The following is a 14,482-nucleotide window of genomic DNA, read 5'->3' as shown; positions in this document are numbered from 1 at the left end:
TAATGTCCTCTTTGAGATTTCTCATGGTTTGGCCGAATAGCCTAATTGATTGTTATTTTTTGTTTTAAAGGATTATTAACTAATCAAGAACATCATTGATTTCATTTAATTTGATTTCGGCAAGTCCATAAAAAATGTGAGTTCCACCTCTTTCGATTAATTCTGGAGTATTGAATTGTCTATTGGCAACCGTGCTAACCATTCCAGGATCTCTACCTGGACTATCATTCCCTTCATATAAATTGAAGATTGTATATTCTTCTCCTTTTGATAAACCATCTGTATATTCTCCAGGTCCCCAGAAGTTATACAATTGTTCCTCTCCTGCAACGCTTACATAATTACCAGTATCGTTCAATTTTTGTCCCAGCCATACTGCTCCTCCTTTATCGGTCAGATTTGAACTTGCCTTATCATTTCCCCAAAGTTCATCTACTAACCAATCATTTTCTTCTTCATCATTAATGGTTGCTAATGTTCCTCCAAGTTTATTTGCGTTTTCAAGAGCTTTTTCCCAGGTATCACCTTCGACAATTACATATATAGAATCACCTCTTTGATAGTAATTGTTCTCCAATGTGATTCCATCAGAAACAGCTTGGTTAAATCTATTTTCAAATGTATTCATATCAATATTGAAAGCAGAGGTATCGCCGCAAATCACCCCCAAGCAATCTGTGAAGTTTGTACCTGTTCGCCCTCTAAAACTAAACGTCAACACATTATTATTAGTCGCCAATAAGAAAGTAGGCAATTGACTCGTATTATTAGGTATAGCACTAATAACGCCTGTACTTTGTACACCACTACAGCTGTTAGATCCATCGGATTGGATTTGATATGAGTTGAGATTACCTGTCAAAAAGGTACCTGAGCTTCCTGTACTTGTTGTATTAACAGCACATTCAGTTTGTATTTGTCTCATGGCAGCTAATGCTGTAGATGCTTTGGCTTTTCGTTGAATACAGGTAAATTGTGGAATCGCAATTGCGGATAAAGCAGAAAGAACAGCAATGACCACCACTAATTCAATCAGAGAAAACCCTTCCTCTTTTCCCTTAAGTAGTTTATTGATTAGTGGTAATCGACCTGAGCTTTGCATAAGGCTCAATAAACTTATGTTTTTTATAGTTTATTTAGAAAACTAGATCAAAACATCCATCTCCGCCGAATTGAGACCTAGTAGCTGCGTTCTAACTTCGTTCTACTCTTCTAACTTACGTCTAACCGTGATTTTTACTTGTAATCAATTGGCATCACTGGATGCTAAGGAGTTTTTATTCAACGTCTAGAAATTCATTCATACCAAGGATTCTCAGTATTCTCAATAAGCTTCTAATCTAACGTTTGTATTAATATGCTGCTTCCAAATGGTTTAGTTTTGTCAGGACTTTGACCTCTCAAGATTACAAAATAGTTTTTTCAAGTTATAAAAAATTACTTGTTAGTAGATTTTGATTGCAAAGCTTCCTGATCTTGATGAATGGAAAAAATACTTTTTACATAATGAAGGTAATTTTCAGAAGATAACATGGAGTGATAATCACTTTTTATCAAAAGAAGAAAAAGAGTGTATCTCAATCTCTATTGCTAAGTTTCAGCTAGGAGAGTATTCAGAAGGAAAAAAATTAATAGATTTTTGTGAGAATTACGCTCAAAGGTATAAAGATAAAACAATTAAAAAAATAACTAATCTTTTTATTAGAGAAGAGCAGGCTCATTCTTATATTTTAAAACGCTTTATGGACTCCAATAATATTGCAATCCTAGAAAAACATTGGACAGACAACTTATTTAGATCAATTAGAAGCCTGGCTGGTTATGAATTGTCAATTACAGTTCTCATAACTGCTGAAATCATTGCCTTAACCTATTACGACGCTCTGTCTAAAGCCACGCAGAGTAAGTTGTTAAAGAATATTTGCTTGAAAATAATTGAAGAGGAAAAAAAGCATGTTTTGTATGAGTCGATGCTGTTAAAAAGTTTGCGCAAGCAAAAACTACCGCTATATAAATTTGTCATTGAGCTTGGACATAAATGTTTATTCTTTTCCTCACTTTTGTTAGTGCTACTTGATCATAGAGCTGTCATTTTAAGAGGCGGATTTACTTCTTATTCTTTTTGGTCTCAAAACTGGGAAGAGTTTTATAAGGTTTTTGATTAGTTATGTGCTTTTATGATTGTCCATGATATTAGAGCTGAATTTGTTCTAACTTCATTCTTCTCTTCTAACTTAAGTCTAACCGCGATTTTTGCTTGTAATCGATTGGCATGACTGGACGTGATGGAGTTTTTGCTCAACGTCTAGAAAGTTAGTGATACCAACAGTTTTCACGAGTTAGACTAATGTCTAGTCTAACTATTTGAGAAGGAAACCTTGGGTTTTGAGACTGACTGGTTTTAAGAGTCCAGCTTCGATAAGATCAGCTTTGCCTAATGTTTTGCTTAAAACAATTTTTTGATTAGGAAATAACGCTAAATGATAACCAAACACAAAATTTCGATAACTAATCTATAATGAATTTTTATTTCTAAATGCCAAAAGTAGTCAATAAAGTAGTAACTGTAAACGTCAAGACAAGCAATCATATCTATAGCGATAAAGGTTCTGCAAAAGGCTATTTTATTAATGGAATAGAGTCTCCACGCCTAAACTTACTTTCAGATGTTACTTATAGATTTGATCAATCAGACATTAGTAATCTTGGTCATCAAATATTATTTTATAAGGATTCAGAAAAATTAACTCCCTTCAAAAGCAATGTAATTAATAATGGTATTGCAGGTTCTGAAGGAGCTTATACAGAGATAACTCTTCCTGCTAGTACTTCAATTAAGTTGTTTTATCAATGCAAAAATCATGCCTTTATGGGAAATTCTTTGCAGAAAATTAATAGCTCTTATGTAAGTGGAGATGTTGTCTCAACGAATGAAACATTTGGTGTATGGTCAAAATACATAGATGTATATGGCTTAAGAATATTTTGTTTAGGCTCGTTTAGCAGAATGCCTGCAGTGGATGATGAATTTATAAAGAAAACTGCAGAAACTGTTAAGTTAATGATGAATCCTAGTGGTGAGTTAATAGATAAACAAGCACAAGAGAATGCTATCAAATATATGAAATCAAAAAGTACTATTCAGAGGGTTGGTATTAATACCTTTGGTGCATATCAAAATCCCAGTTTAAACGATGCGCCTAAGGGTTATGATGAAATTAATAACTTATATAATTCAGTTGATTTCATATGGAAGCTTAATGACTCACCAATTCAAAGAAATCAAATAACACAACAATTAGAGCATTTACTTCATACTTTTACAGACTTTGCTTTGCCCGGAGCTTTTCCTTCACAATTTAACTTGATTGAAGGTAAAGGAATGCTTTGGGATGCGGCAAAAGAGGCAATTGATAATGGGGTTTATAACGATAAGGATTATATCAAATTCAAAGGTGATAATCATGAGATATATAGTGATTTATATAAGTCAATGGTTATGAGAGAGTATCTTTTTTGCCTTACTTATTCTATGTGGGGTTACATAACAAAATATACCCAAGATGGAAGCTTGGATGGTGAGTGGAGTGATAACTATCTAACTTCAGATAGTATAAAAGAAGCTAATCCACTAGGATATGATCTTTATACTAATTATATAACTAAAGTGATAACTAAGCCGGAAAGTTATAGACTTGAGGAAATATACAAAGATAACCATGAAGGAGTATCTGGATATCAATCTGATACCGATACTATCTCAATAGATGAGACAATAATATCGAGTAATACTAATAAGAATAATAAGCAGTTTAGAGGATCAAGTCTGAATTATAACTTTATAAACAAAGGAGATAATAACTATGAAATATTACCAAAGAATAACTTTGATGAAATAACTGGCCAATTAGTACAAAAAAAATATTTCTCAGAAAAAGATATCATTAATTCCAATGATCTTGAGTCATTTGCCTTGCAATTTACTGATAAAAAATTAGATTTAATTGATGATGTGAAAGGTGTTTTTGATCAAGTTACTGGTTTAAATACAGATTCTGGGAGAATGTTTCGGTTATATAATGCCGCTTTTAGACGTTTCCCTGATAGTAGTGGACTCAAGTATTGGATTGATCAATTTAGTTCAGGAGCGAATGATATTAGGACTGTTTCCTCTTCATTTTTGGTGAGTGATGAATTTAAATTGCGTTATGGAGAGAATATTTCTGATAATCAGTATGTGAAAACACTATATATAAATGTTTTGAATAGAGAACTAGATCAGAGTGGATACGACTACTGGGTAGGAAATCTGAGTAACGACATTGAGCAGAGACATGAAGTTCTTTTAGGGTTTGCAGAGTCAGCTGAGAACAAAGCACTCTTCACTGAGATGACGGGCTTCGGATAAGGAAAGAATTTTCTAAACAAAATACTTTTGTCTCTCGCGTTAAGAGAAGATCTATACGTTCTTGCATGTCTCAAAAATGGTCTAACATTTTGTTGTACAGGTCTAACACTGAATTTTGCTTAAAATCTATTGGTATTACTAGTCTGTATTGGGTTCCTATTCAACGTATAAAAAGCTTGTCATATCAATCATTTAATGTTCTATATAGATGTTTATTTAGTATTTTTCTTAGCTCTGGCTATCTTTTAACTAATCTATAAGAGTATGGATAGTTAAGGAGCTATTAGAGACTTTAAGTCTTTATTTATTGTCATACACAACCAAATCACATTGGACCAGGTATAAAATTCACATAATTAGGTTTTAATAGATTATTCGTAACTTGATATGGATAAGATAGGTGACAAGGAGCAAAGAAAAAAGGAAGTCATTGGAGAAAATATATTCTCAGTTCCATTTAATTTAGAAGAAATCCAAGAAAATCTTACTATTAATACAAATTCCTCTGATAAATTTTCTAAAGAGCAATTAATTAACAATGCAGTTAAATTGTATTCAGAAAGTAAAATAGAGGAAGCTGCAAAATGTTATCAGGATCTTCTAGATAAAGGCTTCACCGATCAAAAAATATTTTATAATTACGGAATAATTTTAAAAGAGCTTGGTAATTTAAGGAAAGCTGAAATATTGACTAGAAGAGCTATTGAATTAGAATCTAATTCGAGTAATTCTTATACTAATCTTGGAGCTATTTTAAGAGAAATTGGTAAGTTAGAAGAGGCTAAAACTTATACGCTTAAAGCTATCGATATTGATCCAATGGAAGCTATTTCGCATGTTAATTTAGGTGCGATTTTAAAAGATCTTGGTCAGTTAGAAGAGTCAGAATTATCATTTCGCAAGGCTATTAGTCTTGACTCTGATTTAGTAATAGCTTATTTTAATCTTGGAATAGTACTGAAAGATCTAGGTAAAATAGATGAAGCTGATAATTACATGAGAAAATCTATAGAAATTAATCCAAATCTAGTACAAGCTCATTACCATCTTAGTATATTACTTTCGAAAAATAACAAATACCAAGAAGCACTTTTTCAGATTAAAAAGGCAATAGAAAAAGATCCTACTAATCATGTTTATCAAGGTGAGAAAACACGTATTCAATTAATACTTAAGATATAACTATTAATAAGTTAAATTTGTTAATTATCATTCAGTTTTAAAATAAAATGATTTATTTTGCACATAAGTTTCTAAATGATGAAACTCATAAAGATTTGAGAAAGAGATTATTAATTTCAAGTGATTGGCAAGATGGTATTTATTCAGCTTTAGGTAATGCTAAGGAAACAAAGAGAAATTTGGAACTTGCTCCAGGAGAATCACATGAAAACTTTTCAAATGAGATAATTGAGGCGTTCATAAAAGATGATTTTTTACAATTTGAGGTTTTCCCTTCTAAAATATTTGGTCTTTTATTCTCAAGGACTGGACCAGGAATGTATTATAAACCTCATGTTGATGCAATATATCAATATGGAGGAGAAGGAAGGAGAGATCTTTCTTTCACAATTTTCCTAAATCAACCAGATGAATATAAGGGCGGGGAGTTAGTACTTAACATCCCTCCTGAAAAGAAGAATATAAAACTTAATGCAGGTGAAATGATTATTTATCCTACTAAATATCTGCATGAAGTAAAAGAAGTTATAGAAGGAGAGAGGATGGTTTGTGTTGGATGGATAGAAAGTCAAATTGCAGATAACGAAGATCGAGAAACCCTCTCAATGCTAAGAAAAGGTTTTAATGAGATAGTTCAAACCCACGGCATATCATCCTCAACAATGAAACTTATGATTGCAATAAATAATATTCATAAACGTTTTATTAGTTAAATATAAATAAATCAAAAATATCAATATAAAAGATAATTTGTTTTTTATATAATAAAATTTGCACTAAATATAGCCTCCTTGAATGAAGTGTTTTTATTTTTGAAACCAGAAAATTGATATTTGAGATAATAAAGTGGCTTATATTTAAAGAAGTAAAATTAAGAAATCATATAAGACCGATAAAAAAAAACCTTTAGATTTTAATTTAAGTTTCTGATGGCTTTTAGAAAATTAATAGTCGAAGGATGAAAAAGTTCATTATTTAATTTAACCTATGGGAATATTGGAATCTACATGACAGGATAAAATATAACTAATAAGAAAAATAAGTTAGAATAACCCCCTCTAATTTAACCATAAATGATATTAGTAATCCTGTATTATTTCAATTAATTCTTGCGCTCTTCTTTCCCAATTATTATTTAACAAAAAGTAATCAACTTGATTTCTTAATTTCCTATCTAAAAAACAATCATCACCTTTAAATAATTTATATGTTTTATCTATTTCATCTATGAAATTTTTTTTATATTGATCTGAACCTGGTTTGCCTTTTACTAAAGATGCAAAACCTGAACTTGTTTCAGGAAGAGCACCTAACTCACTTGTTACGACAGCACATCCACTGGCTAGTGCCTCCATGACAGATATACATGATGTTTCTTCAAATGAATTAGGATAAGCTAATATACTGGCTTTTTTTAAATGAGGTGCCAGTTCCGACTGAGATAAAGATCCTATGTATTCGACCCCATTCATTGCTTCACATTGCTTATAAAGATAAAGATAATTATCATTATCTTTATCTATTTGATATGTTTTTAAACAGGAAAATACTTTCAATTTAACCTTAGGTAATTTTTTTTTTATAGAAGGAAATACATCAATTAATATATCCAGACCTCGAAAAGGTGTACTACTATAAAAAATAGTATCTTCTAATTTTTTTGATTTAGAAATAGATTCTTTTTTATCAAATAAATTATAAATCAGAGGGGATATAGCATTTCTAAGTATAAAAGTCTTGTTTTTTTCTAAAGCGAATACAGAACAAAATTTATCCCTTTGCCAATTACTAACAAAAATATATCCATCCCATGATTTCTTTACTTCACTCGAATAAAGACTTTCTAGTACTGGCTGATTGTAGGAATGCTGACACCAAAGAAAGAATTTAACTTTACCAGTAAATAGAGATTTAAGTCCATTTACTAAAGATGGAAGAGCAATAACTATACAAATATCAGAACTATTAATAATCTCTTTTAAATATTCATCATTACTTCGAACATTTAGGCAATTAACACCATTTATCTCTTTGGAATTGCTAATATTGTTGATAAGATATACTTGATGTCCTAATTCTGAGAGAGCTGTTGACAAATAACATACAGCCGATTGTGTACCTCCTAAAGGCTTTTGGTATGGTGTAACAGGACTATAGTCCCAATGAACAGGATCAAAAAAAACTATTTTCATTGTCTGATAACTAACGAAGAATCTGATTGTGGATTTGGAAATCAGTAATTTAAAAAATAAAAAACTGAGCTAAGGTCCACAAAAGAAGTGACTTAATTATTGTTGCAGGAAGACCAGCAATGTGGAAAACTTTTGTCGTTCTGAATTTTGCAAAAAATGTAGCTCGACTGCATGATATTCTGATTTGTGTTTTTAGCCTAGAGATGAGTAAAGAATTCTTTGAGTGAATTAATCATGGATATATCTTCTCAATTATGTCTCTTTGAATTGCTCTAACTTTCGTTTAACCGCGATTTTTGCTCTTAAGCAATTGATATCAATTGACGTGCTGGCGTTTTTATTTAACGTATAGTGGGATATTTAGATCAAGGTTTCTCAGCTTTCTTAATAAGATTCTATCCTAACCTTCGAATTATTTTAGAAATCTTTTTTAGTTATTTTCTCTCTAAACATGCATAACCTTTAGTTCGATCAATGCTTCAGATCCTTGAGGAAATAAAGGAAGATCATGCAAGAACTGTACTTAAATATACTTAAATCATTAATTAGAGATATTTAAATTCTTTTTTGTATTTTTAGCTACCTGAATAATTGCTGGCTTGATTCATATTTAATTAACTAATTGGAGGTTGATATGTTTACAGATTATCAACCTAAAAAGGGATATGATGAATATTTTTCTTCTGAAGATTTTTCTCCTAGAAAATCCCTTGAGCCTCTTCTTTCATCTTTAAAAAAGATAGGTTTAGATCAGTTAAATGTAAGTCATGAAATTGCTAGAAAATTACTTCTACGTCATGGAGCAACTTTTCGTCTTAACGACTCCGGTAACAAAGGTTCTGAAAGGATTCTTCCTTTTGATCCTTTGCCGAGAGTAATTGGTGCCTCTGAATGGTTAGAGCTAGAAAGAGGACTTGTACAGAGACTTGAAGCGATAGATTTATTTTTATCTGATGTTTATGGCAAACAGCAAATAATAAAAGATCGGATTATCCCAATAGAATTTATAGAGAGTTCTGATGGTTGGCGGCCACAAATGCAGGGATTTGTGTTGCCATTAGGGAAATGGTGCCATGTGTCTGGCTTAGATTTAATTAGAGATGGAAAAGGAGACTGGCTCGTTCTAGAGGACAATCTTCGGTGCCCTTCAGGAGTTGCATATTTCTTGGAGAATAGATTAGTTATGAAAAGAATTTTTCCTAGCCTTTTTGCTGGCAGGATTGTTAGACCTATTGATGATTACCCATCATATTTATTGAAATCACTTCAGGAATTGGCAGTTTGGACTGATAATCCAAAAGTTGTTTTATTGACTCCTGGAGTTTTTAATAGTGCATATTTTGAGCATAGTTATTTGGCTCAACAGATGGGAGTTCAATTAGTTGAAGGAAGTGATTTAGTTTGTCAGAATGATAATGTTTATTTGAGAACCACCTCAGGGATAAAAAAAATTGATGTTATTTATCGTCGAATAGATGATGATTTTTTAGATCCTAAATTCTTTAGAAAAGACTCAATGCTTGGAGTCCCAGGTCTTCTTGATGTGATGAGTAAGGGTAGAGTGGCTGTCGCAAATGCTCCTGGTACAGGATTAGCAGATGATAAATTAATTTATACTTTTGTACCAGATATGATTAGATATTATTTAAAAGAGGAGCCAATAATAAATAATGTTAAAACATATGTATGTGCAAGGGAAAAAGATCTTGATTATGTAATTAAGAACCTCCGTTACCTAGTTGTTAAAAGCGTTTCTGAAGCAGGCGGATATGGAATGTTAATAGGTCCACATTCTTCTCAAATAGATATTGATAAATTTTCAGCTAAAATCAAAGCTAATCCAAGAAATTATATAGCTCAACCAACTCTAGATTTGTCTACGGTCCCATCACTAAGTGATGGTGAAGTATACCCATGTCATGTTGATTTAAGACCATATATTCTTAGAGGAAAGAATACTTGGGTAAGTCCTGGAGGCCTAACAAGGGTCGCTTTAAAACGTGATTCTTTGATCGTTAATTCTTCTCAAGGTGGAGGGTGTAAAGACACTTGGGTGGTAATCCAATAGTATAAATGTTACTTAGTAGAGTTGCTGAATCACTTTATTGGATTAATAGATATTTAGAACGTGCTGAAAATATTTCTAGATTTGTTGAAGTTAGCGAGTCTATGGCTCTAGACTGTCCGCCTGGTAGTGCAGAACCCTGGTTGCCTTTAATAGATGCTAGTGGTGATAGAAACGAATTCGATAAGAGTTATAAGAATAAAACTTCAAGTGATGTAATAAGTTTTCTTATTAAAGATAGAGAGAATCTAAATAGCATTGTTAGTTGCATTTATATGGCAAGAGAAAATGCGCGCCAAATTAGAGATGTTATCACTTCTGAGATGTGGGAACAAATAAATAGTTTATTTTGGAGTATTCAGGAAGGTGAGGTCATATGGCATCAACCTGCTCAAGAACAATTATTTGAAATAAGAAGAAGTTGCCAGTTATTTTATGGAGTTACAGATGCTACTTTTAGTCATGATATTGCATGGCATTTTAGTAAATTAGGAAGGTTGATTGAGAGAGCGGATAAAACTTCTAGAATATTAGATGTGAAATATTTTTTGCTTTTACCAAATCTAAATGAGCTTGGAGGAGCCTTAGATGAACTGCAATGGATTTCTTTATTACGCTCAGCGGGAGCTTATCAAATGTTTAGAAGATCTGAACAAGGATCAATAACTCCTAATGCAATTGCAAGTTTTTTACTATTAGATCCTATTTTTCCCAGATCTGTGAGATTTTGTCTTGAGGGCATTAAAGAATCTTTAGGTAAGATTCAAAATTCCCCTGTTTCTCAGAAGCCAAATGATCTAGAATGTTTAATAGGTTTATTACTATCAAAATGGAGTTTTGTAAGAATAGATAACTTAATTAAAAATGGTTTACATGAGGCTATTGATAGCCTTCAAATTGACTTAAATAAATTAAATGATCTTATACATAGCTTTTATTTTATAAATGAAAAGGGATTTGATTTTGATTCTTTAGAAGAATGAAAAAGAAAATAATTCACAAACTATTTTATTCTTATGAAGAACCCGTCTCTCTTCGCGAGCATTTGATTTGTATGAAACCCAGGTCTGGGGGTTTCCAGAAGTTAAATTATTTTAGTCTTGAAATTAATCCTTACCCTCATTTAATATTTCCTTTAATCTCTGAAAATGGAGATGATATTTTTAAGGTGTTTTTTAAAGATCCTACTAATTCTCTTCTTATTAAGGCAGAAAGTGAAATCGAGACGCAGATTCATCCAGATTTATATAAATTAAAAAATGATAATGACCTAAGTTTACCTATGAAAATAGAAGCAGAAAATAGCTCACTTAATGGATTTATTCAAGGTTGGTTGCTTAATGGACAACATGATCCAGCAGCAATTCAAATTGCTCAAGAGGCATTAGTAGGGATCGAAAATAATGTATTGGACTTTTTATATAAATTAATCGCTCTAATAAAAGATAGGGTTACATATACACCTAGACATCTTGGACCTGCATGGACTGCAGCAAGAACTCTTAGAGAGAGAGTTGGTTCTTGCAGGGATTTGGCAATTTTGTTAATGGAGACTTGTCGATCCGTTGGCATACCTAGTCGTTTCGTTAGCGGGTATCAATTTATGGACCAACCCCCAGAAAAATATGAACTTCATGCATGGACTGAGATTTTTATACCTGGTTTTGGATGGAGAGGATTTGATCCAAGCGGTTGTGGTTTGATTAATAGTAAATATATAACCCTAGCCTCTTCTTCTAAGTCTGAACTTGTAGCACCAGTAAGAGGAAGTTTTACTGGTGCTCCTGACTTGAAAAGTGAATTACATTGGAATATTGAAATTATCTGAATTGTATAGAAATTATTTGATGGACTCACTCTGAAGTGCTAGGAAAAACGCTTTCCTAACCAATTTTTGTAATGAAAATAATTCATCTCTGAAAACAAAGGCCTTTTTACTGTAATAACAGGTTTTGCTTAATGATTTTGCTTGATAAATTCAGGGGTTTTGGCTTATTAAGGAATGAAATGGGATTTTCTCCGAAGACAATTTGACTTTTAGGAGAGCTTCAATCTCGCAAAACTTTCTATCCTTTAACTTTATTCTCCAACCAAGATTTTGCTTTTAATGCATTGGTATGGCTATATTTTTATGAGTTATTATTCAACGCACAAAAAAAGCTGCAAATTAATTGCAGCTCAGACTAAGAAGTTTGATTTATTCGAATTTTGTCAAAATCACAGGATTTCAACAGTTAGCTAAATAAGGCTGAAGCAACACCAGCTACTGCTATTACTATCCCTCCCCATTTAATGATTGCCTGATCCTTGTCATAGGTGTTTGAAACAAGAATTGCAGCGAGAAGGATTTCTACAAGGTTCTCATTAATCATGGGTCGAAGCCAGAAATGTATTTGTTGATACTTTCTTTAGCTGACCTTTTTCCGATGGGCAACATATATTAAGTTATTTCTTAATCAAGTTAATATTTTTTTATAGGAATAATTAATCCTCGTAGATGTTTTCAATAATCCAAAATTGCAAAAAAAAAGCCCTCTAAAAGAGGGCTTTAAAAAATCAAGTTAAAGACTTAACCGATTGCAGGTGCAACAAGAGCTACAGAAGTAGACTCAGCAGCTGCTAGGTCAAGTGGGAAGTTGTGAGCATTACGCTCGTGCATTACTTCCATACCAAGGTTTGCACGGTTAAGTACGTCACCCCAGGTTGGTACAACCTTGCCTGAAGTATCAACTACAGACTGGTTGAAGTTGAAACCGTTCAAGTTGAACGCCATGGTGCAGATGCCCATAGATGTCAACCAAACACAAATCACTGGCCATGAAGCCAAGAAGAAGTGAAGGCTACGGCTGTTGTTGAAGCTTGCATATTGGAAGATCAAACGACCGAAGTAGCCATGAGCTGCAACGATGTTGTATGTCTCTTCTTCTTGTCCAAACTTGTAACCGTAGTTCTGTGAATCAAGTCCTGTGGTCTCACGGATAAGTGATGAAGTAACCAAAGAACCGTGCATTGCAGAGAACAAAGCACCACCGAACATACCTGCTACACCAGCCATATGGAATGGGTGCATCAAGATGTTGTGCTCAGCCTGGAAAACGAACATGAAGTTGAATGTTCCAGAGATTCCTAGAGGCATACCATCAGAGAATGAACCCTGACCGAATGGGTAAACAAGGAATACAGCGAAAGCTGCTGATACAGGTGCTGAGTAAGCAACACAGATCCATGGGCGCATACCTAAACGGTATGAAAGCTCCCACTGACGTCCCATGTATGCAGAGATACCAATAAGGAAGTGGAAGATTACAAGCTGGTAAGGGCCGCCGTTATATAGCCACTCATCAAGAGTTGCTGCTTCCCAGATTGGGTAGAAGTGAAGGCCGATAGCGTTACTTGAAGGAACAACAGCACCAGAAATGATGTTGTTTCCATACATGAATGAACCAGCTACTGGCTCACGGATACCGTCGATATCAACTGGAGGAGCAGCGATAAATGCAACGATGAAACAAGTTGTTGCCGCAAGAAGGCAAGGGATCATCAATACACCGAACCAACCGACATAGATACGGTTGTTGGTGGAAGTAACCCACTCGCAGAATTGTGGCCAACCTTTGAGCAACGAAGAACGCTGCTGCTGAATAGTGGTCATGAAAAGAGCGATAAGTATTTGCTCGAAAGAGCAATAAATAAGATCAGATAAAATCTGACAGACAGAATTTAGCTTCTAAATAAGATATCTAGGATGGGTAAACTCACCAAGATTTGGCAAATAGCAATCAGTAAATCTATTGGTATGAATAATTTGTTCTTATCTCATAAGTTGCTTTGCGAACTGGTCGATTAATCAATCAGTAATGAAGAAGCATTAATTACAATTTACTTCTACTATTCAAACTATTTTTACTAGTAGAAATAGTTTGAATAGTTTAAATAGTAGGTTCTTATTCTCGTGTTGGGATAATACTTTTTCTTTTTTCCTATTTTGCTATTATTAAACAAATCACTATAATTGGCTCAGTCATGACTGAGGAAAAATGACTAAAAGTCAGTTTAATATAAAAATCTCAAAAGACTTATTGACTAAAGTTAAGCGACAGGCGACTATGTCAGGCAAAAGTCTGACCGAACACATAACTGATTTAGTTTCAAAGTCATTGTCTGATAATGATATTCTAAATACCGATTTGTCTTCTGTTGATAAGATTAAGGCTTTAGAAGAAAGGATATTGTCTCTTGAATCAATAGTTTCTAATAGGGAATACTTAAGTCAAAAGCTAAAACCATTTACTAATTTGGAAGCAGTTAATTGTACAAAATTTATGAGAGGTGTTTTTGATAAAGAATTAGAAAAAAGAAATTATGAAGATAAATCCAAGGCATTTGATGATTTACTTCAGTCAGTACAAGTTTATGAGAGGTTAAGTAAGTCGTTTTCTGATCGATTTAAAGAAATAATGCTTGATGGTAAGGCAACTCCTTGGACAGGTGGTGAACTCAATGAATTAACTGGTGAGAATAAATGTAATTGTCCAATTAGAAAAGGCTTAATTCATTGGACTGGAAAAATAGAATGTCCTTCTCAACAAGAAATATGTGATAGAGGAGAAGAATTACTTCCTTTGCTTTGAGAGG

At 33.0% G+C, this 14,482-nt stretch carries 12 protein-coding genes and 1 pseudogene; 9 read left to right on the top strand and 4 right to left on the bottom strand.

The window, feature by feature from the left end; translation table 11 throughout:
- Positions 1-79: 79 nt before the first annotated feature.
- Positions 80-1,102: a prepilin-type N-terminal cleavage/methylation domain-containing protein gene (locus tag EW15_RS10360; protein WP_052041201.1), complete on the bottom strand. Its 1,023-nt coding sequence runs from the start codon at positions 1,100-1,102 to the stop codon at positions 80-82.
- 352 nt (positions 1,103-1,454) lie between these two features.
- On the opposite strand from EW15_RS10360, the gene EW15_RS07205 reads away from it, so the two are divergent.
- From EW15_RS07205 to EW15_RS07190, 4 genes are all read left to right on the top strand, one after another.
- Complete coding sequence (locus tag EW15_RS07205; RefSeq protein ID WP_038653664.1) at positions 1,455-2,165, top strand: hypothetical protein; 711 nt, start codon at positions 1,455-1,457, stop codon at positions 2,163-2,165.
- A 371-nt stretch (positions 2,166-2,536) separates the two neighbouring features.
- A complete protein-coding gene (locus tag EW15_RS07200) occupies positions 2,537-4,408 on the top strand; it encodes a DUF4214 domain-containing protein (protein ID WP_052041200.1) in 1,872 nt (623 codons plus the stop codon).
- Positions 4,409-4,795: 387 nt separating this feature from the next.
- Entirely contained in the window at positions 4,796-5,590 is a 795-nt protein-coding gene (locus EW15_RS07195) for a tetratricopeptide repeat protein (protein WP_052041199.1), read from the top strand.
- A gap of 47 nt (positions 5,591-5,637) precedes the next feature.
- Positions 5,638-6,303 carry a Fe2+-dependent dioxygenase gene (locus tag EW15_RS07190; RefSeq protein ID WP_052041198.1) on the top strand — a complete coding sequence of 222 codons (666 nt, stop codon included), beginning with the start codon at positions 5,638-5,640 and terminating at the stop codon, positions 6,301-6,303.
- A 366-nt stretch (positions 6,304-6,669) separates the two neighbouring features.
- Here EW15_RS07190 and EW15_RS07185 read toward each other — a convergent pair whose 3' ends face one another.
- The gene (locus tag EW15_RS07185; protein ID WP_038653660.1) at positions 6,670-7,782 is read right to left on the bottom strand and encodes a glycosyltransferase family 4 protein; all 1,113 of its coding nucleotides are present in this window, start codon (positions 7,780-7,782) and stop codon (positions 6,670-6,672) included.
- A gap of 80 nt (positions 7,783-7,862) precedes the next feature.
- On the opposite strand from EW15_RS07185, the pseudogene EW15_RS10620 reads away from it, so the two are divergent.
- From EW15_RS10620 to EW15_RS07170, 4 genes and pseudogenes are all read left to right on the top strand, one after another.
- Positions 7,863-7,997, top strand: a pseudogene (locus EW15_RS10620) (DnaB-like helicase C-terminal domain-containing protein); the annotation flags it as partial.
- Between the two features lie 419 nt (positions 7,998-8,416).
- The gene (locus tag EW15_RS07180; RefSeq protein ID WP_038655363.1) at positions 8,417-9,850 is read left to right on the top strand and encodes a circularly permuted type 2 ATP-grasp protein; all 1,434 of its coding nucleotides are present in this window, start codon (positions 8,417-8,419) and stop codon (positions 9,848-9,850) included.
- Between the two features lie 5 nt (positions 9,851-9,855).
- Positions 9,856-10,830, top strand: a complete 975-nt coding sequence (locus EW15_RS07175; protein WP_038653657.1) for an alpha-E domain-containing protein — start codon at positions 9,856-9,858, stop codon at positions 10,828-10,830.
- Positions 10,827-11,675, top strand: coding sequence for a transglutaminase family protein (locus EW15_RS07170; RefSeq protein ID WP_038653654.1), 849 nt, complete (start codon positions 10,827-10,829; stop codon positions 11,673-11,675). Before EW15_RS07175 ends, EW15_RS07170 begins: the two co-directional genes overlap by 4 nt.
- Positions 11,676-12,081: 406 nt before the next feature.
- Here EW15_RS07170 and EW15_RS11340 read toward each other — a convergent pair whose 3' ends face one another.
- Complete coding sequence (locus tag EW15_RS11340) at positions 12,082-12,219, bottom strand: hypothetical protein (RefSeq protein ID WP_197049669.1); 138 nt, start codon at positions 12,217-12,219, stop codon at positions 12,082-12,084.
- Between the two features lie 197 nt (positions 12,220-12,416).
- The gene (gene psbA, locus EW15_RS07165; protein WP_011294225.1) at positions 12,417-13,499 is read right to left on the bottom strand and encodes a photosystem II q(b) protein; all 1,083 of its coding nucleotides are present in this window, start codon (positions 13,497-13,499) and stop codon (positions 12,417-12,419) included.
- Positions 13,500-13,884: 385 nt separating this feature from the next.
- Between psbA and EW15_RS07160 the strand changes: the two genes are divergently transcribed.
- Positions 13,885-14,478 carry a hypothetical protein gene (locus tag EW15_RS07160; RefSeq protein ID WP_038653651.1) on the top strand — a complete coding sequence of 198 codons (594 nt, stop codon included), beginning with the start codon at positions 13,885-13,887 and terminating at the stop codon, positions 14,476-14,478.
- Positions 14,479-14,482 lie beyond the last annotated feature (4 nt).

It is taken from the genome of Prochlorococcus sp. MIT 0801, from assembly GCF_000757865.1.
Lineage (GTDB): Bacteria > Cyanobacteriota > Cyanobacteriia > PCC-6307 > Cyanobiaceae > Prochlorococcus_B.
The sequence above is the reverse complement of the archived record's forward strand: the minus strand, read 5'-3'. Positions and strand labels throughout refer to the sequence as shown.

Excerpts from the sequence above, each read along its gene's own strand:
- EW15_RS10360 (WP_052041201.1), bottom strand. The coding sequence starts at position 1,102 with ATGCAAAGCTCAGGTCGATTACCACTAATCAATAAACTACTTAAGGGA.
- EW15_RS07200 (WP_052041200.1), top strand. The coding sequence starts at position 2,537 with ATGCCAAAAGTAGTCAATAAAGTAGTAACTGTAAACGTCAAGACAAGC.
- EW15_RS07195 (WP_052041199.1), top strand. The coding sequence starts at position 4,796 with ATGGATAAGATAGGTGACAAGGAGCAAAGAAAAAAGGAAGTCATTGGA.
- EW15_RS07190 (WP_052041198.1), top strand. The coding sequence starts at position 5,638 with ATGATTTATTTTGCACATAAGTTTCTAAATGATGAAACTCATAAAGAT.
- EW15_RS07185 (WP_038653660.1), bottom strand. The coding sequence starts at position 7,782 with ATGAAAATAGTTTTTTTTGATCCTGTTCATTGGGACTATAGTCCTGTT.
- EW15_RS07180 (WP_038655363.1), top strand. The coding sequence starts at position 8,417 with ATGTTTACAGATTATCAACCTAAAAAGGGATATGATGAATATTTTTCT.
- EW15_RS07175 (WP_038653657.1), top strand. The coding sequence starts at position 9,856 with ATGTTACTTAGTAGAGTTGCTGAATCACTTTATTGGATTAATAGATAT.
- EW15_RS07170 (WP_038653654.1), top strand. The coding sequence starts at position 10,827 with ATGAAAAAGAAAATAATTCACAAACTATTTTATTCTTATGAAGAACCC.
- EW15_RS11340 (WP_197049669.1), bottom strand. The coding sequence starts at position 12,219 with ATGATTAATGAGAACCTTGTAGAAATCCTTCTCGCTGCAATTCTTGTT.
- psbA (WP_011294225.1), bottom strand. The coding sequence starts at position 13,499 with ATGACCACTATTCAGCAGCAGCGTTCTTCGTTGCTCAAAGGTTGGCCA.
- EW15_RS07160 (WP_038653651.1), top strand. The coding sequence starts at position 13,885 with ATGACTAAAAGTCAGTTTAATATAAAAATCTCAAAAGACTTATTGACT.